The 24,833-nt window shown below is 72.8% G+C and carries 19 protein-coding genes; 7 read left to right on the plus strand and 12 right to left on the minus strand.

Features of this window, described 5'->3' with window-relative positions; genetic code table 11:
- Positions 1-25: 25 nt before the first annotated feature.
- Both FLX07_RS10755 and FLX07_RS10760 read left to right on the plus strand, forming a co-directional pair.
- Positions 26-1,378, plus strand: coding sequence for an MFS transporter (locus FLX07_RS10755; RefSeq protein ID WP_223853262.1), 1,353 nt, complete (start codon positions 26-28; stop codon positions 1,376-1,378).
- A 108-nt stretch (positions 1,379-1,486) separates the two neighbouring features.
- Positions 1,487-2,482, plus strand: a complete 996-nt coding sequence (locus FLX07_RS10760) for an enolase C-terminal domain-like protein (RefSeq protein ID WP_142570201.1) — start codon at positions 1,487-1,489, stop codon at positions 2,480-2,482.
- 132 nt (positions 2,483-2,614) lie between these two features.
- Here FLX07_RS10760 and FLX07_RS10765 read toward each other — a convergent pair whose 3' ends face one another.
- On the minus strand, positions 2,615-4,183 hold the full coding sequence (locus FLX07_RS10765) for an LCP family glycopolymer transferase (RefSeq protein ID WP_142570203.1): 1,569 nt from the start codon (positions 4,181-4,183) through the stop codon (positions 2,615-2,617).
- Between the two features lie 99 nt (positions 4,184-4,282).
- Positions 4,283-5,788 (minus strand): alpha/beta hydrolase family protein, encoded by a 1,506-nt coding sequence (locus tag FLX07_RS10770; protein WP_142570205.1) that lies wholly within the window; start codon positions 5,786-5,788, stop codon positions 4,283-4,285.
- Between the two features lie 127 nt (positions 5,789-5,915).
- Here FLX07_RS10770 and FLX07_RS10775 point away from each other — a divergent pair, with 127 nt between their 5' ends.
- Both FLX07_RS10775 and FLX07_RS10780 read left to right on the plus strand, forming a co-directional pair.
- Entirely contained in the window at positions 5,916-7,016 is a 1,101-nt protein-coding gene (locus FLX07_RS10775; protein ID WP_142570207.1) for an exonuclease SbcCD subunit D, read from the plus strand.
- A gap of 37 nt (positions 7,017-7,053) precedes the next feature.
- Entirely contained in the window at positions 7,054-10,560 is a 3,507-nt protein-coding gene (locus FLX07_RS10780) for an AAA family ATPase (protein WP_142570209.1), read from the plus strand.
- A gap of 161 nt (positions 10,561-10,721) precedes the next feature.
- Here the strand turns inward: FLX07_RS10780 and FLX07_RS10785 are convergent, their stop codons facing one another.
- The 5 genes from FLX07_RS10785 to FLX07_RS10805 all read right to left on the minus strand — a co-directional run bounded on the left by FLX07_RS10785 (position 10,722) and on the right by FLX07_RS10805 (position 15,350).
- On the minus strand, positions 10,722-11,717 hold the full coding sequence (locus tag FLX07_RS10785; protein ID WP_142570211.1) for a calpain family cysteine peptidase: 996 nt from the start codon (positions 11,715-11,717) through the stop codon (positions 10,722-10,724).
- Positions 11,718-11,887: 170 nt separating this feature from the next.
- Complete coding sequence (locus tag FLX07_RS10790; protein WP_229689670.1) at positions 11,888-13,189, minus strand: hydroxyacid-oxoacid transhydrogenase; 1,302 nt, start codon at positions 13,187-13,189, stop codon at positions 11,888-11,890.
- A 95-nt stretch (positions 13,190-13,284) separates the two neighbouring features.
- Positions 13,285-13,833: a hypothetical protein gene (locus tag FLX07_RS10795; protein ID WP_142570213.1), complete on the minus strand. Its 549-nt coding sequence runs from the start codon at positions 13,831-13,833 to the stop codon at positions 13,285-13,287.
- Positions 13,830-14,588 (minus strand): MerR family transcriptional regulator, encoded by a 759-nt coding sequence (locus FLX07_RS10800; RefSeq protein WP_142570215.1) that lies wholly within the window; start codon positions 14,586-14,588, stop codon positions 13,830-13,832. Before FLX07_RS10800 ends, FLX07_RS10795 begins: the two co-directional genes overlap by 4 nt.
- Positions 14,589-14,621: 33 nt before the next feature.
- Complete coding sequence (locus tag FLX07_RS10805; RefSeq protein WP_373292523.1) at positions 14,622-15,350, minus strand: M50 family metallopeptidase; 729 nt, start codon at positions 15,348-15,350, stop codon at positions 14,622-14,624.
- A gap of 188 nt (positions 15,351-15,538) precedes the next feature.
- Between FLX07_RS10805 and FLX07_RS10810 the strand changes: the two genes are divergently transcribed.
- Positions 15,539-16,630: a magnesium and cobalt transport protein CorA gene (locus FLX07_RS10810; RefSeq protein ID WP_223853263.1), complete on the plus strand. Its 1,092-nt coding sequence runs from the start codon at positions 15,539-15,541 to the stop codon at positions 16,628-16,630.
- Between the two features lie 35 nt (positions 16,631-16,665).
- Here the strand turns inward: FLX07_RS10810 and FLX07_RS10815 are convergent, their stop codons facing one another.
- The 4 genes from FLX07_RS10815 to FLX07_RS10830 all read right to left on the minus strand — a co-directional run bounded on the left by FLX07_RS10815 (position 16,666) and on the right by FLX07_RS10830 (position 19,848).
- Positions 16,666-17,652 (minus strand): AarF/UbiB family protein, encoded by a 987-nt coding sequence (locus FLX07_RS10815; RefSeq protein WP_229689671.1) that lies wholly within the window; start codon positions 17,650-17,652, stop codon positions 16,666-16,668.
- Positions 17,613-17,891: an AarF/UbiB family protein gene (locus tag FLX07_RS10820; protein ID WP_142570219.1), complete on the minus strand. Its 279-nt coding sequence runs from the start codon at positions 17,889-17,891 to the stop codon at positions 17,613-17,615. The genes FLX07_RS10815 and FLX07_RS10820 overlap by 40 nt, the downstream gene beginning before the upstream one ends.
- Entirely contained in the window at positions 17,888-18,358 is a 471-nt protein-coding gene (locus FLX07_RS10825) for a hypothetical protein (protein WP_142570221.1), read from the minus strand. The genes FLX07_RS10820 and FLX07_RS10825 overlap by 4 nt, the downstream gene beginning before the upstream one ends.
- A gap of 161 nt (positions 18,359-18,519) precedes the next feature.
- Positions 18,520-19,848: a hypothetical protein gene (locus tag FLX07_RS10830; protein WP_142570223.1), complete on the minus strand. Its 1,329-nt coding sequence runs from the start codon at positions 19,846-19,848 to the stop codon at positions 18,520-18,522.
- 204 nt (positions 19,849-20,052) lie between these two features.
- Here FLX07_RS10830 and FLX07_RS10835 point away from each other — a divergent pair, with 204 nt between their 5' ends.
- Entirely contained in the window at positions 20,053-22,269 is a 2,217-nt protein-coding gene (locus FLX07_RS10835) for a thiamine pyrophosphate-dependent enzyme (protein ID WP_142570225.1), read from the plus strand.
- 272 nt (positions 22,270-22,541) lie between these two features.
- Here FLX07_RS10835 and FLX07_RS10840 read toward each other — a convergent pair whose 3' ends face one another.
- Entirely contained in the window at positions 22,542-23,144 is a 603-nt protein-coding gene (locus FLX07_RS10840) for an SACE_7040 family transcriptional regulator (RefSeq protein ID WP_229689672.1), read from the minus strand.
- A 46-nt stretch (positions 23,145-23,190) separates the two neighbouring features.
- Between FLX07_RS10840 and FLX07_RS10845 the strand changes: the two genes are divergently transcribed.
- Complete coding sequence (locus FLX07_RS10845) at positions 23,191-24,765, plus strand: carboxyl transferase domain-containing protein (RefSeq protein WP_142570227.1); 1,575 nt, start codon at positions 23,191-23,193, stop codon at positions 24,763-24,765.
- Positions 24,766-24,833: the final 68 nt, after the last annotated feature.

The raw sequence follows: 24,833 nt of genomic DNA on the forward strand, positions 1-24,833 counted from the left end.
TAATGTCCGCAATATGTCTTCGGTAATGACCGCTCCAGCCGTCTTCAGCCAGCGTTACCGTGCCCTGAGCGTCGGGATCGTGGCCCTGGTGATGCTCGTGGCGTTCGAGTATCTGGCGGTGGCCACCGCGATGCCCCTGATCGGCCGGGAGCTGAACGGCTACCACCTGTACGGCCTCGCGTTCAGCGGCGGCATGGCGGCCACCATCATCGCCACGGTGGTCGGCGGGCGCTGGAGCGACGCACGGGGGCCGTTCCCCGCCCTGTGGACGGGAGTGGCGGGATTCGTCGCCGGGCTGGCCGTCTCCGGGTTCGCGCCCGACATGGAGGTCTTCCTCGTCGGGCGCTTCCTCCAGGGCCTCGGCGGCGGCATGTTCAACGTGGCCCTGTACGTCCTCGTCGCCCAGGCGTACCCCTCCGCCATGCACCCGCGGGTGTTCTCCGCGCTGGCCGCGGCGTGGGTGCTGCCGTCCGTGGTCGGCCCGGCCGTCACCGGCTTCGTGGCGGAGACCTGGAACTGGCGCTTGATCTTCCTGGGCGTGGCGGTGCTGTCGGTCCCCGCCGCGCTGATCATGTGGCGGGGACTGCCCGCCATGACCGGGCAGCCGAGAGAGGCGATGGGCCGGGCCTTCCTGCCCCGGTTCGCCTGGGGCGTGTGCGCCGCGATCGGCGCGGCCCTGCTGCAGTACGGCAGCGGCGCGGCGGGTGCGGGGATCGTCCTGGCGGTCGCCGGCGTGGTGATCCTCGCGCTGGCGCTGCCGAGACTGCTGCCCAAGGGGACGCTGCGCGCGGCCCGCGGGCTGCCCACCGTCATCGCGCTGCGCGGCCTGGCGGCCGGATCGTTCTTTGCCGCCGAGGTGTTCGTCCCGCTGATGCTGGTGCAGGAGCGGGACCTGAACACGGCCGAGGCCGGGCTCGCGCTCACCGGAGGGGCCCTCGCCTGGTCGCTCGGCTCGTGGATTCAGGGCCGCAGGCCCCACGCGCGTGCGCTGACCATCCGCGTCGGCGCGACGCTGATCGCCACCGGCATCTGCGTCACCGCTCTGATCGTCATTCCGGCCACGCCGGCCGTCGTGGTCTTCGCGGGCTGGGTGGTGGCGGGCCTGGGCATCGGAATGGTCTTCCCGACGTTGTCGGTGCTGGTCCTGGAGCTGTCCGCGCCGGGGGAGGAGGGCCGCAACAGCGCGTCGCTGAGCATCGGGGAGTCGGTCTTCTCCGTCGTCGCCGTCGCGGTCACGGGGGCCGTGTTCGCCGCGTACGGGGGCCGGCCGTGGGTCTACGTGACGTGCCTGGGTCTGCTCGTCGTCATGGCGGGCATGGCCACTGTCGTGGGCGGCCGTTTCGAGCACCGCCGCGAAGCGGGCACCATGGAGGTCTAGGAAATCCCGGAGATCCCGCCGTGGACCAGGCCGGCCGGACGCAGCGCACCCGAGGCGCCGCCGGGACGGCCTTCGGCGGGATCCGGGGGAAGAGACGAGGGGATCCGAGTGCCGCGTGTCCGAGAGCTGGAGGTCTTCCGGATGACCCTGCCGTACGGCAGGCGTCCGGAGACCGTCCTGATAAAGATCACGGACTACGGCGGCATGGTCGGCTGGGGCGAGGCCGTCGATCCGGCCGAGGCCGGCCCGCTGGAGCGGGGCGTGCCCGCGCTCATCGGCCTCGACTGGGAGCACCCCTCGGAGCTGGGGGAGATCCCCGGTGGCGCGGCCGGCGACATGGCGTGCTGGGACCTGTGGGGTCGCATGAACGGCGTCCCGCTCTCCCACGCCCTCGGCGGCAGCCGCACGTCGCTGATCGCGACCGTCAGGCTGACGGCTGACCGCTCGCTTGAGAGCATGGTCGCCCGGGTGAACCGGCACGTGTGCGCGGGCTACGGCCACGTCACGCTCGACGTCCATCCCGGCTGGGACGTCGAGCCGCTGCGCGCCGTGCGCGCCGCCTATCCCGGCCTGGCCATCGCGGTGGACGGGCGCGGCGCCTACACGGAGATCGCGCAGCTGGAGGCGCTGGACGCCTACGGGGTGGTGGCGATCGAACGCCCCTTCAAGGACCTGCTGACCAGCGCCGACCTGCAGGACCGGGTGTCGGCCTCGGTCGCGGTCGAGGTGACCTCCGTGTCCGAGCTCGACGAGGCGGTGAGCCTCAAGGCGGGCCGGGCACTGCTGCTGCGTCCCGCGAAGTTCGGCTCGCTCGGCGCCGTACGGCTCGCGCACGACCGCGCGGTGGAGGCCGGGTGGGACATCGTCTGCGCGGGCGGCCTCGGCGCGGGGCTGGCCCGGGCCGCGACGGTCGCCGTCGCCAGCCTGCCCGGCTGCTCCCTGCCCAGCGACGTGGCCGAGCCGCCGCGAAGCGCCCAGGTGGTGCTGCCGCCGGTCGGCGCGTCCGGCGGGGTCGTCGCCGTGCCGCTCACCCAGCCCGGTCTCGGGCACACGGTGGACGAGGACCGGGTGCGCCGCATGGCCCGCGAGTCGTTCCGCGTCTGACAGCGGTGACGTAGCCGAGCCTCCCGGCGCAGGCCGGCCCGGCGTCCGCAGTCGGCACTCGCGCGCGGTCACCGGCACTCGTACGGTCACCGGGACTCGCGCGGTCACCGGCGCCGGCGAGAGTAGACGGGCTCAGCGCGCCATCGCCGTGTGCGGCGCCCCGCAGCCGTCGTCGATCGGGCTGGGCGTCCCCGGCGAGAGCACCGGCGTGGGGGACGGCGACGGCAGGGAGTGCCGGTGCCGGTGCGGCCGCAGAGCAGTCGAGGGCGCGGGCGAGGAGCCGGACGGCGTGCCGGAAGGGCCGGCCTGGGCGTTGCCCGACGCGTTGCCAGACGCGTCAGCCGAGGCGTGGACCGAGGCGCGGATCGCCTTGGCCGTGAGCAGCCGGATCCGGTCCCAGTCGGGATAGGCGGTGTTGATCAGGGGCGGCACGAACTGCAGGCTGGTGATCGGAGCGTGCTTCACCTTCCAGGCCAGCGGCACCAGGTGCTCCAGCATGGGCCGGGGCACGTCGGTGCTGATCATCCTGCGCGTGGCCGCCGCGATCTCGGTGAACCGCGTCAGCACCGTGGCCGGGTCGGCCTGGGAGAGCAGGGCCCCGAGGACACAGCGCTGCCGGTGCATCCGGTCGAAGTCGTCGCTGAAGGTGCGGGAGCGGGCGTACCACAACGCCTCGTCGCCGTTCAACCGCCGGATGCCCGCCCTGACGGTGCCCTCGTTGTGCAGGCCGTACACGATGTCGCGGTCCACCGCCACCACGAGCCCGCCGAGGGCGTCGATCATCTTCGCGAAGCCCCAGATGTTGACCAGGGCGTACCAGTCGATCCGCAGGCCCAGAATGTGGCCGACCGTCTCCTTGAGGACCTCGGCGCCCATGTGCCGCCGCCCGCCGAACAGCTCGGGATGGTCGTCGGCGTACTGCCACACCGAGAACAGCAGGTCCTCGCGCCAGCCGGGGCGATACTCCGGAAGCTGGAAACCGAAGGGGAACCGGGCGGCCATGGCGCTGCCCGGGGGAAAGCGGACGTGCTCCAGGTTGCGCGGCAGGCCGAGCAGCACGGTGTTGCCGGTCCGCACGTCCACGCTGGCGACGTTGATGCTGTCGGTGCGCATCCCGATCCGGTTGTCGCCCCAGTCGCCGCCGAGCAGGAGCACGTTGACCCGGTCGCGGCCCGCCCACGGGTCGTCCCGGCGTACGGCGCCGCCTGCTTGGGCGGTCCCGCCCGGCGCGGCGAACATCGCGTCGATGGTCTGCTCGGACACGCGGACATACCGGGCGGCGACCGCGAACGGCGCCGCGACGACGACCGCGAGCACGCCCGCGACCAGCCCGGTGATGATCTGCCCCTTGCGGGGCAGCCGTCCGGGACGCAGGACGACGTACGAGCGGACGACCAGCCAGAACCAGGCGACGGCACAGGCCGCGAACACCAGTGAGATCTGGCCCAGCCAGCCCAGCGCGCGCCCGGCGAGGCCCGCGTCCGCGCCGACGGCCACGCACGCGATGGCGACGACTCCGGTCAGGTAGCCGCCGAGCAGGAGCAGCCCGGTGCGCCACCGGCCCGCCCGCAGGTGCGCCGCGCCGGGCAGCACCGCCGACAGCGCCACCCAGCCGATGAGCGCGGCGGCTCCGAACACCGGCCCGCTGCGACGCGTCGCCGGCGGGGCACCGTTCCGAGGCGCCAGATCAGGGGTGACCACGCGTCAATTGAAGCGACACCGGCCGCGGAAAACTCGTGACCGCCCCGAGCCGGAGCAGTTCATACCCGGATTTGACCGAGGCTCGACCGAGGGCATGACCTACCAGGGGAAGGCGAACAGGCCGTAGTAGGCGGCGGTCAGCAGCAGCAGCGCGGTCCCGCCGAGCACGCCGGCGAGCACGCTCCTCTGCCAGAGCGTCGGCTCCCAGCCGTCCCGCAGGCCGCCGATCACCGCCGCGAACGTCGTGACCGTCTGCACGAGCATCAGGATGGCGAGCAGGCGCACGACCAGCCATCCGGCCTGCACGGCGGGCCACGCACCGGCCTGGTTGACCGAGAACAGCACGATGAGCGTGATGAACGCCAGGACGGCGGCGAGCTCCCCGAGGCCGGTCCAGGCCATCCGGCGCAGCCGCCGCCGGATGGCCGGCCACAGCTGCACGTTGACCTCCACCCTGGCCTGCAGCCGCAGGTCGCGCCCGCGCAGCCGGACGACCATCTCGGTCACCGGCGCCGCGACGTAGCCCACCGCGGCCAGGCACAGCGCGAGCCACAGGAACGTGCTGTCCCCCCACCACGGCGCGGCCGGCACGTCGGCCGCCTCGAAGCGCTGCACCGGCGTCGCCCCCGCGATCGCCACCGGGGGCCTCGCCGTGCGCGGCAGGTCCTTCATCCAGTTGACCAGCGTGGGCAGGTAGTCCGCCGCGAACCGCCCGCCGCGGATCCGCATGGCGTGGTCGGCCCCGGCGAGGAAGCGGATCGTGTAGTCGGTGTTGCCGCCCTCGGCCAGGGCGCCGGTGAGCGCCTCGGTGCTCTCCACGAACGGGATGGACGGGTCGTCGGTGCCGTACAGCGCGAGGACGGGCTGGGTGATCCCGCGCAGGGCCGGCGCCCCGTCGTAGCGCAGGAAGTCGAAGCCGACCCCGCCCATCGCCCGGGTGAGCAGGTCGCGTACGCCGGTCGGGGCGTGCAGGCGCAGCAGTTGCTCGTTCAGCGCCCAGGCGACCTGGCGCAGCGGTGAGACGTTCGGAGAGGAGACCAGGACGACGAACGCGGCCTGCGGATCGCGCTCGGCGGCGATCGGGACGACCCAGCCGCCCTCGCTGACGCCCCACAGGCCGGCTCGCGCCGGGTCGACGTCGGGCCGCCCGCGCAGCACCTTCAGCATGCGCAGGGCGTCGTCGGCGAGCAGGCCGAAGTCGCGGCTGCGGAAGGAGTAGCCCACCGTCCGCTTGTCGTAGGCCAGCGTCACGACGCCCGCCCGGGCCAGCCACTCGGCCTGCTGGGTGAACTCACCGCCGTCGCCCGACCCCGAGCCCTGCACGAACACCATCGCGGGGTGGCGCCCGGGGGACAGGGGCGTCCTGATCGTCGCCTTCAGCGTCTCGTTCTGCGCCGGAACGAGCAGTGTCTCGGTACGGAACCGGTCGGTGCGGGTGACCGGCCGCGCCTCGGCGGCGGGCTGAGGAGGTAAGTCACGAAACTGGGGCGAAGCGGACATAGGTGGGGGATCGAAGGCCGGCGGGGAGAGCACGTGGCCGACGGTGGCGAGCACCACCATCAGCACACCGGCGATCACCCCGAGAGTGCCCCGGCCGACGTTCATGAGGCCGCTCCCCCATGCGTACTCGTGATACCGAATCCAGGCTAAGTCATTACTCCTTGTTTGCGTCATGCACCAGAGGGGCGGTTGAGGCCGCGTTTGTCGGCGGGACCTGTTAGCTTCCTGCGACATGCGTGTCCTGCACAGCTCCGACTGGCATCTCGGCCGGTCGTTCCACCGCGAGAGCCTGCTCGGCGCCCAGGCCGCGTTCGTCGACCACCTGGTCGAGACCGTGCGGGCCGAGCGCGTGGACGTCGTGGTGGTCTCCGGCGACGTCTACGACCGTGCCCTGCCGCCGGTCGACGCGGTCGCGCTGTGCAACGAGGCGCTGGCCAGGCTCAAGGCCCTCGGCGTGCACGCCGTGCTGATCAGCGGCAACCACGACTCCGCCGTACGGCTGGGCTTCGGCGCCGACCTCATGGAGCGGGTGCACCTGCGCACCGACCCCGGCAGGGCCTGGGAGCCGATCATGATCGGCGACGTGGCGTTCTTCGGCATCCCCTACCTTGAGCCCGAGCTGGTCAGGGGGCCGTGGGAGCTGGCCGAGCGCAGCCACACCGCCGCCGTCACGTACGCGATGGACCGTGTGCGTGCGCATCCGGCGGCGCGCAGGGTCGTGCTCGCCCACGCGTTCGTCACCGGGGGAGAGGCCAGCGACAGCGAGCGGGACATCAGCGTCGGCGGGGTGTCGCACGTGCCGTTGAGCGCGTTCTCCGGGGTCGACTACGTGGCGCTGGGGCACCTGCACGGCCGTCAGGTGATGAGCGAGAAGGTCCGCTACAGCGGCTCGCCCATCGCCTACTCCTTCTCCGAGGCCGGCCACACCAAGGGCTCCTGGCTGGCCGACCTCGACACCGGCCGGACGGAGTTCGTCCCCGCCCCCGTGCCCCGGCCGGTGAGCACGGTGCGGGGCCGCATCGACGACCTGCTGACCGACGGCCGTTTCGAGCGGTATGAGGACCACTGGCTGCAGGTGACGCTGACCGACCCGGTGCGGCCGCGCGAGGCGATGGAGCGCCTGCGCCGGCGCTTCCCGCACACGCTGGCGCTCGCCTTCCAGCCGGACGGCGTGGTGGACGGACCGGCGGGCCGGGCGAGGACCGACGGCCGGGCCGAGATCGAGGTGGCGCTCGACTTCGTCCGCGAGGTGCGTGGTGAGCCCGCGGACGACGACGAACGGCGTCTGCTGCAGGAGGCGGTCGAGGCATGCCGTATCAAGGAGAACGCGTGAGCCGCCCGCCCGGCCGGCGGACGAGTGAGGAGGGCCGGTGAGGCTGCATCGGCTGCGCCTGGTCGCGTTCGGGTCGTTCCCCGGGACGGAGGAGGTCGACTTCGACGCGCTCGGCGAGGCGGGCCTGTTCCTGATCCACGGGCCGACCGGCGCCGGCAAGACGACGGTGCTCGACGCCGTCTGCTACGCCCTGTACGGCAGGGTGCCCGGCCAGCGGGAGAGCGCCAGGAGCCTGCGCTGCGACCACGCGCCGCCCGATCGCGGGCCGTCGGTCACGCTGGAGCTGACGATCCGGGGCAGGCGCCTGCGCATCACCCGGTCGCCCTCCTGGATGCGGCCGAAGCTGCGGGGCTCCGGCCTGGTCGAGGAGAAGGCCAAGGCCCGGATCGAGGAGCTGAGCGAGCCGGGCGGGCAGTGGATCGTGCGCAGCACCCGCAGCGACGAGGCCGGCGACTTCGTGAACACGCTGACGGGCATGACCGCGGCCCAGTTCTGCCAGGTCGCGATGCTGCCGCAGGGCGAGTTCGCGAAGTTCCTGCGGGCCGGCGGCGAGGAACGGCGGGAGCTGCTGGAGCGGCTGTTCTCCGTGCGGGTGTTCGGCGACGTGGAGCGGTGGCTGGCCGACCATCGCACACGCACGTGGCGGGAGGCGCAGGAGCGGGGCCAGCGGGTCGAGTCGGTGCTCGACCGCATGCGCGGCGCGGCGGGCGACGACCTGTCGCTGCCCGGGGACGCCGACGACCCCGCCGCCTGGGCGGGGGAGGTGCTCGGCCTCGCCCGCGGCGCCCTCGCCGACGCGGTCGCGGCCCGTGGGGCGAGCCAGGAGGCGCTGCTGGCGGCCCGCGCCCGTCTGGAGGAGGGCCGGGCGCTGGCCGACCGGCAGCGCAGGCACGCCGCCGCCCTCGCCCGGCGGCAGGAGCTCGACGCGGCGGCGGACGAGCGGTCGGACCTGGAGGCGATGCTCGACGAGGCCGCCCGGGCCGATCGGGTGGCGCCGCTGATCCGGCAGGCCGCCCAGCGGGCGGAGGCCGCCGCCAAGGCGCGGCGGGTGGCCGCCGACGCCGTGCTCCGCGCACTTCCCGGCCGCGGGCTGGGGCGCCACGGAGACTCGGGCGTGGAGCGGCCGGATACAGAGCGGCCGGACCCGGAGCAGATCGACACAGAGCGGATCGACCTGGGGCGGGTAGACGGGCGGATAAACACAGAGCGGATCGACACGGAGCGGCCGGACCCGGAGCGGCTGGCCGTGCTGGAACGGGAGCGGCGCGACGAGGTCGCCCGGGTGCGCCAGATCCTCCCGGAGGAGGCCCGCCTGCGGCAGGTGCGAACCGAGCACGCGGACGCCGAACGCGGGCTGGCGGAGCTGACCGAGGAGGAGGCGGAGCTGACGCGGCGGCTGGCGGCCCTGCCCGCCGAGCGGCTCGACGCCGAGGAACGGCTCGCCCGGTCGCGTACGGCGGCGGCGAGCCTGCCGGGCCTGACGGCCGCCAGGGACGCCGCGCTCCGGCTGTGGGAGGTCACCGGGCAGGCCGAGCTGCTGGACGCCGAACTGGCACGGCTCGCCGAGGACGAGGCGCGGGCGCTGGCCGCGCGGGCCGAACTGCCGGAGTTGCTGGCCGGCGCCGAGGAGCGGCTCAGGGGCTTACGCGACATGGCCGCGCGCGTCCCCGCGCTGGAGGCCGCGGCTCATATGGCGCAGGAGCGGCTGGATGCCGCGCGGTCGCGCGACACCTTCACGGCCGATCTGGAGCAGGCCGAGCACGACCGGCGCGCCGCCGTCGACCTGGCACAGGAGCATCGCGACCGGCTTCAGGAGGTCCGCCAGGCGAGGATCGACGGGATGGCCGCCGAACTGGCGGCCGGTCTCGTGGCCGGGGCGCCCTGCGCCGTCTGCGGCGCCACCGAACACCCCCGTCCTGCCGCGCCCGCCGGACGGGCCGCGACCGCGGACGACGAACTGGCGGCGCAGGAGGCGTTCGAGGCCGCGCAGCGGGCCCGCGAGGAGGCGGAGGCGAGCGTCGCCGCCCTCTCGTCGCGGCTCGGCGACGCGGCGGCGCGCGCCGCCGGCCTGTCCCAGGAGGACGCGTCCGCCGCCCTCGCCGACGCGCGCGAGGAGCTGGCGCGGCTGCGCGCGGCCGAGACGGCGGTCGCGGCGGGAGAGGCGGAGGCCGGGCGGCTCGCGGTGGAGCTGGAGTCGGCCCGCGAGCGGGCCGCGGAGCTGACCGGGCTGCTGACCGAGACCAGGACCAGGCGGGAGGCCCTGCTCGCGGAGGGGAGGCGGCTCGCCGCCGGTCTGGAGGGCGACCTCGCGACGGCGGAGGCCGACCTGGAACACGCCCGGTCCCTGGCCGCGGCCGAGGAGGAACTGACCGCCCGCGCCGCCCGGCTCGCCGCCGAGCTGGAGGATCTGGGTGCGCGCGCCGCGCGCACCGGTGCGGCCCTGGCCGAGGCGCGCGCGCACAGGGACGCGCTGGAGGCCGACCAGCGCAGGCTGGCCGAGGTGATCGACGCGGCCCGTGGCGAGGACCCCTCGCTCGCCGCCCGCCTCGACCGGCTGGGCGAGGAGGCGGACCTGCTCAGGGAGGCGGCCGAGGCGGCGACCTCGGCCGCCGCCGCCGACCGGGAGAGCGAGACGGCGCTGGCCGAGGCGGCCAGGGCCGCCGGCGGGGAGGGGTTCGCGAGCGTGGAGCACGCGGCGGCCGCCGTGCGCACACCAGAGGACCGGGAGGCGATGTCCGAGCGACTGGGACACCTGGACGCCGAGCGGGCCACGGTCGAGGGGCTGATCGCCGATCCCGAACTGGTCGCCGCGGCGGCCGAGCCCGCCGCGGACCTGCCGGAGCTGGAAACCGGCCACGAGCGGGTCGAGCGGGACCACACCGCCCGCACCTCGGCGCGCGACCGGGCGAAGGGCAGGCTCGACCAGCTCACCGGGCTGGCCGGCGAACTGGACGCCGCGCTGCGCGCCTACCGGCCCGCGGAGGAACGGCACCGCCTGGCGCGCCGGCTCGCCGAGCTGGCGACCGGCACGTCCGGCGACAACCGGTGGCACATGAGGCTGTCGGCGTACGTGCTGGGCGAGCGCCTCCGCCAGGTCGTCGACGCGGCGAACGAGCGCCTCGACCGCATGTCGAGCGGGCGCTACCTGCTGCGGCACGACCTGAACCGGTCCGCGGGCGACCGGGGCCGGTCGGGCGGCGGGCTGGGGCTGCGGGTGCTCGACGCCTGGACCGGCGTCGAACGCGACCCCGCCACGCTCTCCGGCGGGGAGAGCTTCATCACCTCGCTCGCCCTGGCGCTGGGCCTGGCCGACGTGGTGACCGCCGAGGCGGGCGGTGCGGAGATCGGCAGCCTCTTCGTGGACGAGGGCTTCGGCACCCTCGACGACGAGACGCTCGACGACGTGCTCGACATCCTCGACGGCCTGCGCGAGGGCGGCCGGGCCGTCGGCGTGGTCAGCCACGTCGCCGAGCTTCGGGTGCGCATCCCCGCCCAGCTTCGGGTGGTGAAGGGCCGTTCCGGTTCCACCCTGTCGCACCGCTGAGCTCAGCCGCCGGAGCCGCCGCCGCCGGGGCCCGCCGGAGCCCCGCCGTTCGGACGGCGCCCGGCCGCGCTCGTCATCTCCCGCGCGACGGTGCTCGGGAGGGCGGAGGACGCCCCGGGACGGCGGAGGACGTCCCGGGACGTGGGAGGGCGGAACGTACGTCAGGTGGGGAGGCTGTAGGCGTACACCCACATGAACTTGCCGAAGAACGTGTCCCAGGGGAAGAACAGGGGCCAGACCTCGCTGTCGGCGACGAAGCCGGGGGCGGTCGAGACGTGGCGGGGCGTGGCCCATCGGGCGAGGAAGTCACCGGTGCGGCGGGTGTTGGGATCGCTGACGACGACGCCGTCCTCGCTGACGCGGATGATGGCGTAGTTGTGCCTCTTGTCCTGGATCGTGGTCGTCATCGGCATGTTCTCGGCATGGAAACGCATCATCTTCTCCCGCCACGCCGCAGGATCCGGTTTCGCGTTGTTCAGCAGCTGGATCTTGCTGGACAGGGGCGCGGTAAGGCCCAGGGCCAGCATCACCGGCTCCTCCAGGGCTCCGGCGAGCTTCCCGTAACCGCCCCACATGACGGCGAAGGCCTTCTCGAAGATCGCGGGCCAGACGGGGAACGAGGTGTCCTTCGTGTCGTTGCCCCGCAGGCAGTACAGCAGCTCGGATTCCTTCGACAACCGGTTCACCGGCAGGGCGCCGGAGACCCGGAACACCTCCGGTCTCTGGCTCGACGCCGGCGCCTTGTCGGGAGCGGGAGCGCGCTTCAGCGCGACCCCGTACGTGTCGGGGCCGCCGGAGAGCGCCGAGGTCAGCAGGGCCGGCTGGGCGACGGCGATCGCCTGCAGGGCGGAGATGACCCGGCAGTCGCCGATCAGCCCCTGGTTGACGTCGGAGGGGAGTGGTGTTCCGGAGAAGGGCGCGTTCGCCAGCGGCAGGAAGCCGCTGGCCATGGTCTCGGTCTCGGCGACCATGGGCTCGGGGATGCCCTCCTTGAGCAGCGCGACGAGGTCCTCGTCGGCGAGCTGGACCGTGGTTCCCGCCGCGGCCCAGTCCTGCTTGACCACTCGTACGCAGCCCGGTTTCGGCTTGTCCACGACGATGATCTCCGACACCGTCAGCTCGACGGGCGCACCCGACAGCGATTGGCCCTTGATCATGCGGCCACCGGGAAACCGGACCCGGCTCGGAAGGGACGTAAGGGGCTGGTCGGTCATAAGACACCGCCATGTGTCGTCCTATGGGCCCTCATGGTCTATGCGCAGGTCAGAGGGGTCAACCGTGAAGGATTCTCGCGTCGCCCCATCGGCCGGACGGACACGCGCGCCGCTCACCAGAGGGACAGCGAACGGGTCAGGATGCCGGCGAGGTCCTCCTCCCGGACGGGTCTGGGGGAGGTGGTGAGCAGCCGCTGCTGCTTCATCGCCCCCTCCACCAGCGCCGGCACGTCGGCCTGCGCGTATCCCACGCCGCCGGTGCCGTTCGGGATGCCGATGTCGCGCATCAGCGCGGTCAGCACGCCGGGCAGGAACTCCGCCGGCTCGTCCGGCACAGCCGCCGCGGGATCGAGCAACGCGGCCGCGCGCAGGTGCCGCGCCGGGTCCGCCTCGAAGGTGAACCGGAACGCCTCCGGAGCGGTCAGCGCCACGGCCATGCCGTGCGGCACCATCGGCTCGCCGCCGGGATAGCCGCTCGGGTGGAAGTCCTTCACCCGGCCCGCGATCGGATAGGCGTTGGCGTGCGGGATGTGCACGCCCGCGTTGCCGAACCCGAGCCCCGCGAACGTCGCCGCCAGCGCCATCGCGCCCCTCGCCTCCGCGTCGTCGCCGTGCCGTACGGCGGTGCGGAACGAGCCCGCGAGCAGCCGGATCGCCTGCTCCGACCACATGTCCGCCACCGGGTTCGACCCGCAGTAGGGCACGCGCTCCTCCGGCCGCCTGCGCTCGTAGGAGGTGTACGGCCGGGCGGTGTAGCTCTCCAGGGCGTGACAGAGGACGTCCATCCCCGCCGCGGCGGTCACCTCGGGTGGTTGCGTCATCGTGAGGTCCGGGTCCACGACGGCCAGCACGGGACGGAGGCGGGCGTGGCTGATCCCCGTCTTGACCTTCAGGCCGAGCACGTCGAGCACGCAGATCGTGGTGCTCTCCGAGCCGGTGCCCGTGGTCGTGGGCACCGCGACCAGCGGCTTGAGCGGCCGGGAAGGGGCACGCCCGGCGCCGATCGGCGCGTTGACGTAGTCCATCAGCTCGCCCGGATTCGTCGTCAGCAGGTTGACGGCCTTGGCCGTGTCGATGCTCGACCCGCCGCCGACGGCGACGAAGGCGTCCCACGGGCCGCTCGCGCGGGCGTGCCCGATCGCCGCGAGCAGGCTCTCGTCGGTGGGCTCGACGTGCACGCCGTCGTACACCTCCGCGTGCATGCCGAACCCGGCGATCTGCTCGGCGATCCGCGCCGGGGCGCCGGTGGCCGCCACTCCGGCGTCGGTCACCACCAGCACGCGGCGCACGCCGTACTGCCCGAGGTCGAAGCCGATCTCGGCGGACGCGCCGGGGCCGAACTTCAGGGCGGGCGCGCCGTACGTGAAGACGGACTCGGGGTTGCTCGGCACGATCACGATCGTTGGGCCTTTCACTCGCGGGGCCATGAGCGGGGTCTTGAGGGCACAGACCGGGACGCCTGCCACGTCCAGTCTCACCGAGCAGGTCACCGAGGCGGTCGGGGAGGCGGTCAGGGAGCGCGCTCGCCCGTGGTCGTCGTGGTGAGCGCGGCGACGGCCCGCACCGCCGCCGCCGGGTCGTCGGCGAAGAACCGCACCCGCCGAACGGCCGCCGCCGAACCTACGGCCGTCGTCCAAGGGCGGCGCGGGCGGGGCACCTCGATCGGTTCGCGTAACTCGACCACGATGTTCGTCTGGGACGAGACCGCGAGGGCGAGCTCGCCGTCCGACAGGCGCACGAGTCTCTTCTCGTCGTAGCGGCGGTCGATCCGCGCCGACGCGACGAGCTCCGCCGGGATGTCCAGACCGAACAGCCGGCCGTACCGCAGGCGCAGCCCGTCCGGCGTCACCGTGTGCGGCCGGCGGGCGCAGCTCACCATGATGCCGAGAACGCCGAGGACCGACGACGCGTCGAGTGCCAGGATCACCAGGCGCGGCACGTCCGGCAGCCCGAACCGGCGCAGCAGCAGGTCCATGGCCACGGTCTCCAGGACCAGCACGAACAGCATCGCCGCCATTGTCGGCGTCTGCTCCCGGCTGTACCCCACGGCGTGCCTCACGACGACTGTCCGTCCGTCAGCAGCGCCGTGGCCTGCCGTACGACCTCGGCCTGCGCGGGGGACAGATCGGCGAGGAACGCCTGGGCGAACGGGTCGTCGGCGCCGGGCATCGCGCGGGCCAGTGCGGCGGCGAGCTCGGGGGGCAGGTGGGCGGCGAAGTCGGCGGCGAGGGCGCCGACGCGGGGATCGGCGGGGTCGGCGCGGTCCAGCTCCGCCAGCCTCCGATACAACGCCTCGGCCCGGGCCAGCGCCTCCGGCGTGGTCATGGGCCGCATCAGTTCCAGCAGGCGGTCCCGGTCCTCCGGCTCCGCCGCGGTGTCGAGGAGGGCGAGCAGCTCGGCGTCGGCCGCCGCGAACGGCGAGTCGCGCACGGGCTCCAGGCACCGCAGGAACTCGGCCATCTGCGGTGAGACGGCTCCGTCCGGCGACGGCGACTCCTCGCTCAGCAGCACGGCGAGCCGCTCGCGCCTGACCCGGATCGCCGCCTCCTGCCGGGCGAGGTCGGCGTCCAGCTCCAGCAGGATCTCCCGCAGCTCCCGGGCGGAGTCGCCGGCCAGCACGTCGCGCACCTCGTCCAGCGACAGGCCCAGCTCGGTCATCCTGCGGGCCCGGGCGAGGCGGAGCGCGTCGCGCAGGCCGTACTCGCGGTAGCCGTTGACCCGCCTCGGCGGCTCGGGCAGCACGCCCTGGTGGTGGTAGTGCCGCACGGTACGGGTGGACACCCCGGCCAGCGCGGCGAGTTCTCCGATCTGCATGCCCTCATTAGAGACGTTGACGTCGCGTCAAGGTCAACGGCTCACAAGAGGCAGCCAGCGGGCGGTGAGGAGATAGCCGCCGTAGACGAGCGCGGCGGCGGAGACGAGCAGGAACAGCAGCACCCAGAACGTGCCGGGCACGCGGGTCAGCCGGGCGAGCTGGTCGGCGTCGGAGTCCGGGGCGCGGCCGAGGCGGCGCTTGGTCTGCAGCTCCAGGATCGGCCGCACACCGCCGAGCAGCAGGAACCACGCGGCGGCGTACGCGCAGGCCGACTGGACGTGGGGTGGGGCGAACCACGACAGCGCGAAGACCGCGCCGCCCACGGCGAGCACCGACACGGCGCCGAAGAAGTTCCTGATCATCAGCAGCATGCACGTCAGCAGCGCGAGCACGGCCCACAGCAGCATCGTGATCCGCCCGCCGGAGACCAGCCAGGCCGATCCAAGCCCGATCAGGGAGGGCGCGACGTACCCCGCCGCGGCCGTGGCGATCATGCCGGGGCCCGTCGGCCTGCCCTTGGTCAGCGTCACGCCCGAGGTGTCCGAGTGCAGGCGGATGCCCCGCAGCTTGCGCCGGGTCAGCACCGCGACCAGCGCGTGACCCCCCTCGTGCGCGATCGTGATCAGGCCCCGGGAGATGTGCCACGACGCCGGGTAGGCGACGACGCCGAGAGCGGCGAACCCGGATATGACGACAAGCCAGAGCGGGGGCGCGATCTGGATGGCGCTCAGATGGTTCCACAGGGGCTTCAGGGGGTTCACCCCCGGAATCGTACGGCCCGGCGCACCGGCCCGTGCTCTCTGCGTTCCTGTGCTCCCCCTGCTCCCCGTGCTTCCGTACTTCCGTCCCCGATCCGTACGGTCCACGCCCGAGTAAGGGTGACGATGGTGGTTACCTTCTACGTGTGGCTGAGCGGCGTATGCGTGGACTGCGCGGATTGAGTGGGCTGATGAGGGCGAAACCGGAGCATGCTCCCGAGCACTCCATGGACCCCCGTGCGAACGAGGGGGAGACGTTCAAGCAGAGCGTGATCGACAACGCGGTGTACGTCGACGGCGAGCGCGTGGACTCGCCGCTGTCGCTGGGCGACGCGATCGCCTCGCTGCGCTCGCGGCCGAGGGCGATGGCGTGGATCGGCCTCTACCGGCCGGAGGAGACCGAGCTGATCAAGGCGGCGGAGGAGTTCGGCCTGCACGAGCTCGCCATCGAGGACGCCATCGTCGCCCACCAGCGGCCCAAGGCCGATCGGTACGGCGACACGCTCTTCGTGGTGCTGCGGGCGGCGCAGTACCTCGACAAGCCCGAGAAGGTCGCCTTCGGCGAGCTGCACGTCTTCGTCGGCCCCGACTTCGTGCTGACCGTGCGGCACAGCGAGGCGCCCGACCTGTCCAAGGTGCGCCGGCGCATGGAGTCGGATCCCGACCTGCTCCGCCAGGGGCCGCAGGCCGTGCTGTACGCGATCCTCGACGCGGTCGTGGACGGCTACGCGCCGGTGGTCGCCGGGCTGCAGAACGACATCGACGAGATCGAGGTGCAGGTCTTCGGCGGCGACCCGGCCGCGCCCCGGCGCATCTACAGCCTGTCGCGGGAGGTCATCGAGTTCCAGCGGGCGACCAGCCCGCTGGTCCCGATGCTCGACGGCTTCATCGCGGGCTCTCCCAAATACGGCGTGAACGAGGAGCTGCAGCGCTACCTGCGTGACGTGTCCGACCACGCCATCACGGTCACCGAGCGGGTGGCCGGCTTCCGGCAGATGCTCCAGGACATCCTCGTCGTCAACTCCACACTCGTCAGCCAGCAGCAGAACGAGGAGATGACGAAGCTCACGGCGGCGAGCATCGCCCAGGGCAACGAGGTCAAGAAGATCTCGGCGTGGGCGGCCATCCTGTTCGCCCCGACGCTGGTCGGCACGATCTACGGGATGAACTTCGACCACATGCCCGAGCTGCACTGGGTGCTCGGATATCCCGTGGCGATCATGCTCATGGGCGTCGTCTGTCTCACGCTCTACCTGGTCTTCAAGCGCCGTGACTGGCTCTGAGCCCCCCGGCGCCGCGGATTCACGAAGAGCGCGGTTCACTCCTCCCGGCGCTCACGGAAGATCGCCACGAGCAGACGCAGCGCGAGGACGGCGCTCACCACCAGCAGGTTGTAGCCGATGAGCTGATAGAGAGTGACGGTGGGGGTCACCCGCGGCCCGCGCTCCGAGTCGAGCAGCAGCACGGCCATGATCCCCGCGGTGGCCGCCAGCACCGTCAGGAGTGCCTGGTGCAGCAGGCCGGTCATGTGCCGCCGGTCCCGGGCGTCGGCGAACAGCCGCACGTTGACGCTGAACCTGCCGCTCTCCGCCGCTCCGACGATGCGGTCCACGCTGCGGGGCAGCCGCCGCAGCAGGGGCAGCAGGCGCACCGCCTCCTGGGCCACCGCGGTGCGGATCTCCTCCCGGCCGCCGGGCGGGGACAGGCGGCGGCCGGCGAACTCCCGCGCCTCCTTCACGATGTCGAATCCGGGCGCGAGGCCGGTGAGCGTACCCTCGATCGTCCCGAGCGCCCGGAACACCGCCGCCACCTCCGGCGGCACCGACAGCTTGTGGGCGAAGACCAGGCGGAACAGGTCGGCGAACATCCGGGAGTCCGGGACGATGCCGGGCACCAGGTGGCGGGCCATGAAGCGGCCGATCTCGCGCTCCAGCTCACGCTCGTCGATCTCGTCCGGCCGGGGCACCAGCTCCAGCAGGGCGTCGCCGACGCCCGCGGGGTCGGCCAGGTCCAGCGCGGCGAGCAGGCGCTGGAGCGCGGCCCGCAGAGCGCCGTCGAGACGCCCGACGGACCCGTAGTCCAGCAGGGCGACGCCCCCGCCGGACAGCAGCATGATGTTCCCCGGATGAGGGTCGGCGTGGAACACCCCGTTCAGCAGGATCTGCTCCAGCAGCGCCTGCAGCACGGCCCTGGCGGCCTCCTCGCGCTCGGCGGGGCCGAGGCCGGCCTGGCCGGTGGCGAGCGGAACACCGTCCAGCCGCTCCATCACGAGGAGGCGGCGGCCGCCCAGCCGCGGATGGGGCACTGGGGACCGTACGGCCGCGTCCTTCGACGTCGCGGCGACGGCGGAGACGCCGCCGCCAGCGGCTTCCGCTCGAACGAGGCGAAGACCTCCTCCACCGGCCCGCTTAGTTCTCCGGTGACGACGCGCTCGATCTCCTCCCAGGGTGCGGGCTCGACCCGGTCCTGCAGCAGGCGCAGTTCCCCGATGAACTCGGGCGGCAGCAGGTCGCCGCGGGTGGACAGGATCTGCCCCAGCTTCACGAACGTGACCCCGCCCTCGTCGAGCGCTCGCGCAGCGAGCGGGCCAGCCGTAAGCGGCTGGAGGGGGCGCCCAGGTCGGGGTCGCGGCCGCGCAGATACGGGCCGAGGCCGTGGCGGATGAGGATGCGGGTGATGCGCAGATAGCGCCGTGATCGTCCTGCTCGCCGCCGGATGCCCGCCACCGCCTCCAAGGGGCTCGGGATCGATCCCGTCGGCACCAGGGCCTCGGCGATCGCCAGGAACACCATCGAGGCCAGCAATGAGCAGGCGAACGCGAGAATGATGAACCACAGCGGGGTGATTCCGGCCTGGTTCCCCACCACCGGGCCGACCAGGGCCTGCGAGACCGGGCCGACCAGGAGGACGGCGAGGGCGGCGCCGAGCAGTGTGCGGACCGTCCCGAAGCGCAGGCCGAGAAGCCGCCGGGCGGCCAGGGCGAAGGCCGCGACCATCACGACGGCCGTCACTGCGAAGGCGATCAATATCAGCGCGTCCAACCGTCGCCCCCGATGCAGTGCTCGCAGTGTTCACGGTGATCGGCGAAACTTTAACCGCCCCGGCCGACAGACGATCAAGGACGTGAACCGGCCCGGGGCGTGGGCACGCCCCGGGCGGGCTCAATGATCTTCTAGCGCTTCACGCGCACCCAGTCGATCCGGCTGGTGGAGCGATCGGTCTCGCCGTTCCCGGCGAAGACGACCTTCCAGTAGCCGGACGCCGAGGCCGTGGTCTTGCCCCAGAACTTGCCGGTGCTGTTCGTCCACAGCGTCTTGACGTAGTGCCAGGAGCCGCCGGCCTTCTTGAACCACACGGTCACCCTCTGGTGGCCGTAGCCCTCCCAGCCGTGGTCCCAGGCCTGGAGCGCGCCCCGGAAGGTGAGGTACCGGTGATACCTGACCGGCTCCGGCGCGGCGTTGAACTGGACGACCCGGGTGTGGGCCTTGGCCGGAGGCGTCGGCCGGGGCACGCGGACCGTCACGTCGTCGGTCGCGCTCGCCGAGTAGCCCGCTCCGCCGGCGCCCTCGAACTCGGCCCGCCACGAGCCGGAGGTCCTGGCCGTGACGTCCACCGAGAAGCGGCCGTAGGAGTCGGTCCGGTCGGAGGTGACGTACTGCCAGTGGTAACCGCCGGCCGGCTTGAACAGGATCTTCACCTGCCGGCCCGGGTAGCCGCTCCAGCCGGCGAAGCCGGAGATCTCCAGCCGGCCGCGCAGGTGCAGGGTCTTACCGGCGTCGACGGGCTCGGGGGAGGCGTCGAATCCGGTGATCCGGGTGCGGCTGGCCTGGGCCCTGACGTCGACCCGGTCGCTGTCGCTCGTCGCGGGCTCGGCGTCGGAGGCGCCTTCGAACTCGGCGCGCCACCAGCCGCTCCTGTCCGCGTTGCGGTCGACCGAGAAGCGGCCGTGCCGGTCGGTCGTCACCGAGCCGACCCGGCTGTAGGAGCCGCCGACCGGCTTGAAGGCGATGTACACCCGCTGCCCGTCGTACACCTGCCGGCCGCCGCCGTCCCGGTAGGTCAGCGCGCCGGTGAGCCTGATCCGGTCGCCCCGGTCGACGACGTCCGGCGCCGCGTCGAAGTCGAGATCGGTGGTCCAGTGGACCTGGAACTCCTTGCTCGCGGTGCGGCCGCCGGCCCACACCTGGAGCTTCCAGGTGCCCGGCTCGTTGCTGAAGGTGAAGTCGTGCTTGGCCGTGTAGGCGCCGTAGCCCGCGGGGCCGGGGTGCAGGGTGACGGTGCGGCCGTCGCGGTCGACGAGCCTTGCCGCGCCCTTCTCGGACGCCTTGTAGGTGAAGGTCGCCGTCGTGCCCGCGCCGGCGGAGACGACGACGGGACTGGGGGAGACGGTCAGGTCGCTGGGACCTGCCGTCGTCGTCGCGCCGGCGGTGGCCGGGAGCGCGACGAGGGCCGCCCCTCCCAGAGCCACTGCCGCGATCACGGCGTGAATGCGTTTCAACATTCCGGTAACCATCCTTCCCGGTGGTTGAACGCGGCATGAGGGTGCCACGTCATTCATAACGAGTAGACGGGCGAATGCCCGTGACGGTTTAACGCTCTGACTTATCGTCATCGATTCGTGTCAAAGCGTGTGATCCATAAGCGCTGCCGTACGGAGTTGTCGCTGTGCGGGACGGAGCGTGCATCGTGCGACATAATCGGCCGTGTGGTGCGGGACGCTGTGGAGACCCATTTCGCCGATGCCGTCGGGGCGCTGACCCCCGGACCCCCCCGGGATCCGGGCCTGCCGGTGCGGCCGGGCACGGGCCTGACAGGGGCGCGGTGCCGAGAGCTGTTCGCCGTGCAGCTCGGCAGCCGGCTCCTCGACGTCGCCGCCCGCCTCATGCGCGAGCGCGACGAGGGCTTCTACACGATCGGGTCGTCGGGGCACGAGGGCAACGCCGCCGTGGCGGCCGCGCTCCGCGTGGACGACCCCGCGCTCCTGCACTACCGGTCCGGCGCCTTCTACCTGACCCGTTCGGCTCAGGCCGGGCGGCTGGCCGAGGAGGGGCTGCGCGACGTGCTGCTGGGGATCGCGGCGTCGGCCGAGGAGCCGATCGCGGGCGGCCGGCACAAGGTCTTCGGCCACCCCGGCCTCGCCGTCGTCCCGCAGACCTCCACGATCGCCAGTCACCTGCCGCGCGCGGTCGGCGTCGGCTTCGCGATCGAGCGGGCACGCATGCTCGGGCTGCCCTCGCCCTGGCCGGGGGACGCCGTCGCCGTCTGCAGCTTCGGCGACGCGTCGATGAACCACGCCTCCGCGCTGACCGGGCTGAACACCGCCGCGTACGGCCGCTTCCGCGGGCTGCAGATCCCGGTGCTCTTCGTGTGCGAGGACAACGGCCTCGGCATCAGCGTGAAGACGCCGCCGGAGTGGGTCGCGCAGGCCAGGCACCCCCTGCTGGAGTACTTCCAGGCCGACGGCTGCGACCTGGCCGAGACCTACGACGCGGCGCTGCGCGCCGTCGAGCACGTGCGCGTCAACCGCGCCCCGGCGTTCCTGCACCTGCGCACCGTCCGCCTGATGGGCCACGCGGGGTCCGACGTGGAGATCGGCTACCGCACCCGCCGGGAGATCGCCGCCGACCTGGACCGCGACCCCCTCGTCCGTACGGCACGGCTGCTCGTGGAGGCGGGCCTGGCCGCGCCCGACGAGCTGCTCGCACGCTACGAGGCCGAGCGCGACCACGTGCTGAAGCTGGCGTCGGAGTGTGAGCGGCGACCCCGGCTCACGACGGCGGCGGAGGTGATGGCCCCGCTCGCGCCGCGCCGTCCCGAGGCGGTGGCCGCCGAGGCCCTGCGGTCCGCGCCCGTCGAGGCGCGCGAGCGCGCCTTCGCCACCCTCCCGGAGCAGGAGGGCAGGCTGACGGTCGCCCAGGCGGTCAACCGCGCGCTGGCCGACGCGATGGCGCTGGACCCCGGGGTCCTGGTGTTCGGGGAGGACGTGGCCCGCAAGGGCGGGGTGTACGGCGTGACGCGCGGGCTGCTGCGCAGGTTCGGGGCCGAGCGGGTCTTCGACATGCTCCTGGACGAGCAGGCGATCCTCGGGCTCGCACTCGGGGCGGGGGTGTCGGGGCTGCTGCCGGTGCCGGAGATCCAGTACCTGGCCTACCTGCACAACGCGCTCGACCAGATTCGCGGCGAGGCGTCGACCATGCAGTTCTTCTCCCAGGGCGCGTATCGCAATCCCCTGGTTGTACGAGTCGCCTCATATGCCTACCAAAAGGGCTTTGGGGGACATTTTCATAATGACAACTCAATTGCCGCATTGCGCGATATTCCCGGCGTGATCGTCGCGTCTCCGGCGCGGCCCGACGACGCCGCCGCGATGCTGCGCACCTGCCTGGCCGCCGCCCGGGCGGACGGCAGCGTCTGCGTGTTCCTCGAACCCATCGCGCTGTACCACACACGCGATCTCTACGAGGAGGACGACGGCGGCTGGCTCGCGCCGTACGTGCCACCGGCGCGCTGGGCCGAGACGCACGTTCCGGTCGGCCGCGCCCGCGCCTACGGCGACGGCCGCGACCTGACCATCGTCACGTACGGCAACGGCCTGCGGATGAGCCTGCGGGCGGCGGTCAAGCTCACGGCGGAGGACATGGGCTGCCGGGTGCTCGATCTGCGGTGGCTGTCGCCGCTGCCGGTCGACGACCTCATGCGCGCGGCCGAACTGACCGGGCGCGTGCTGATCGCCGACGAGACCCGCCACAGCGGCGGCGTCTCCGAGAGCGTGATCGCGGCGCTCGTCGACAACGGCTTCCGCGGCCCGATCGCTCGGGTGACCTCACAGGACAGCTTCGTGCCGCTCGGCCCGGCCGCCGACACCGTCCTGCTGTCGGAGTCCGACATCGAACGCGCCGCCCGCAAACTCCTCAGGGCGTGATCTTGTAGTTTGCCGCACGTACGGCTCCTGACCTGCCTGTCTCTGTTTCATGATCTTGCAAAAAATCCGGCCTATGACTTGTGAGCTGGGCCTTCCTGCTCCGTGATCTTGCAGTTGCAAGATCACGGAAGGCGTACGCGCTGGCAGGTGGGGGTGGGCGCCGAGGGCTGCAAGATCACGGGAAGGGGCTCGGCAGGTCAGGGGCCGGCGTGCGACAAACTGCAAGATCACGCACGGGGGGAGTGCGGGTCGCACCACCTCTCTGCGACAAACTACAAGATCACCCCCAAGGGGGAGAGGGCGGCGCGGGCCATGGCGCCGAGCAGATCGGCCATCGCCTCGGGGGTGAGCTCCCCTGCGCTGCGCGGGGTGGAGTTGAGCAGGCCGAAGACGGCGTGCGTGGCGGCGCGCAGCCGCGCGGGCGGGCACGCGGGGTGCAGTTCGGACAGCACCGTCACCCACTCCTCGACGTAGAGCCGCTGCAGGCGCCGGACGGCCCGGCGGGCCTGCTCCGGCACGTTGTCGAGCTCGCGCTCGTGGACGCGGATGAGCGCGGGGTGGGTCAGCGCGAACTCGATGTGCCCGGACAGCAGCGCGTCGAGCGCCGCGTCCGCGGTGTCGGGGTCGGCGGTGGTGGCCAGCCGTGCCCCCTGCTCGCGCAGCCGTTCGCTGATGTCCAGCAGCATCTCGGTGAGCAGGGCCTCCTTGCCGCTGAAGTGCCGGTACAGCGCCGGCCCCGAGACGCCCACGGCCGCGCCGATGTCCTCGATGGACACGCCGTGAAAGCCGCGCGCGGCGAAGAGGCCCGCGGCCGCTTCGAGGATCTCGGCCCGCCGATTGCGGGTAGGGGTCTTCACGGTCCTCTCGGTCGTCACGGCACCATGGTAGACGGAGTTTGTTAATGATGATTAACATCCGAGTATGAGCACGAGTGACTGGCCGGTGCTGGAGAGCCGGTGCGACCCGGGTGGCGAGCCGTACAAGCGCAACGCGGAGGCGAACGAACGCCTGGTGGCGGACCTGCGGGACCGGCTCGCGGCGGCGGCGCGCGGTGGGTCCGAGCGGGCCCGGGCCAGGCACGTCCAGCGCGGCAAGCTGCTGCCCAGGGACCGCGTCGACACGCTCCTCGACCCCGGCGGGCGCTTCCTGGAGCTGTCCCCGCTCGCGGCCACCGGCATGTACGACGACCAGGCCCCGGCCGCCGGGATCATCACCGGCGTGGGGCGGGTGAGCGGACGCGAGGTCGTGGTCGTGGTCAACGACGCCACCGTCAAGGGCGGCACGTACTACCCGATCACGGTCAAGAAGCACCTGCGCGCCCAGGAGGTCGCCCTCCACAACAACCTGCCGTGCGTGTACCTGGTCGACTCGGGTGGCGCCTTCCTGCCGAAACAGGACGAGGTCTTCCCCGACCGCGAGCACTTCGGCCGCATCTTCTACAACCAGGCCACCATGTCGGCGCGGGGCATCCCGCAGATCGCGGCCGTGCTCGGCTCCTGCACCGCGGGCGGCGCGTACGTCCCGGCGATGAGCGACGAGGCCGTGATCGTCCGCAACCAGGGCACGATCTTCCTGGGCGGGCCGCCGCTGGTCAAGGCCGCCACCGGCGAGACCGTCACCGCGGAGGAACTGGGCGGCGGCGAGGTCCACGCCCGCGTCAGCGGCGTCACCGACCACCTCGCCGAGGACGACGCGCACGCCCTGAAGATCGTGCGGGACATCGTCGCGTCGCTCGGCCCGAGAAGTCCTCGTCCGTGGGAGGTGGGCCCCGCGGAGCCGCCGCTCCACGACCCGCACGACCTGTACGGCATCGTCCCCCAGGACACGCGCCGGCCGTACGACGTGCGCGAGGTGATCGCCCGCATCGTCGACGGCAGCCGGTTCCTGGAGTTCAAGGCCGAGTACGGCCCCACCCTGGTCACCGGGTTCGCCCGGATCCACGGGCACCCCGTGGGGATCGTGGCCAACAACGGTGTCCTGTTCGGCGAGTCGGCGCTCAAGGGGGCGCACTTCATCGAGCTGTGCGACCGACGGTCGATCCCGCTCGTGTTCCTGCAGAACATCAGCGGCTTCATGGTCGGCAAGGCGTACGAGGCCGGGGGCATCGCCAAGCACGGCGCGAAGATGGTGACGGCGGTCGCCTGCGCCCGGGTGCCGAAGTTCACCGTGATCATCGGCGGTTCGTTCGGCGCGGGCAACTACGCGATGGCGGGCCGCGCCTACTCGCCTCGCTTCCTGTGGATGTGGCCGAACGCCCGCATCTCGGTCATGGGCGGCGAGCAGGCCGCCACCGTGCTCACCATGGTCGGCGACGCCGACGCCGAGGAGATCCGGGCCCAGTACGAGCACCAGGGCAACCCCTACTACTCGACCGCGCGCCTGTGGGACGACGGAGTGATCGACCCGGCGGACACCAGGACCGTCCTCGGCCTGGCGCTCGGCGCCGCCGCGAACGCCCCCCTCGAACCCGTCGGCTACGGCGTCTTCCGGATGTGAGGCAGCGACATGACGCGTTCACCGGCTCCTCGTCCGCTCCTTGGGCGGCTGACCCGTCACGGGGTGCG

The sequence above is a fragment of the Microbispora bryophytorum genome (assembly GCF_006874465.1).
Classification (GTDB): Bacteria; Actinomycetota; Actinomycetes; order Streptosporangiales; family Streptosporangiaceae; genus Microbispora; species Microbispora bryophytorum.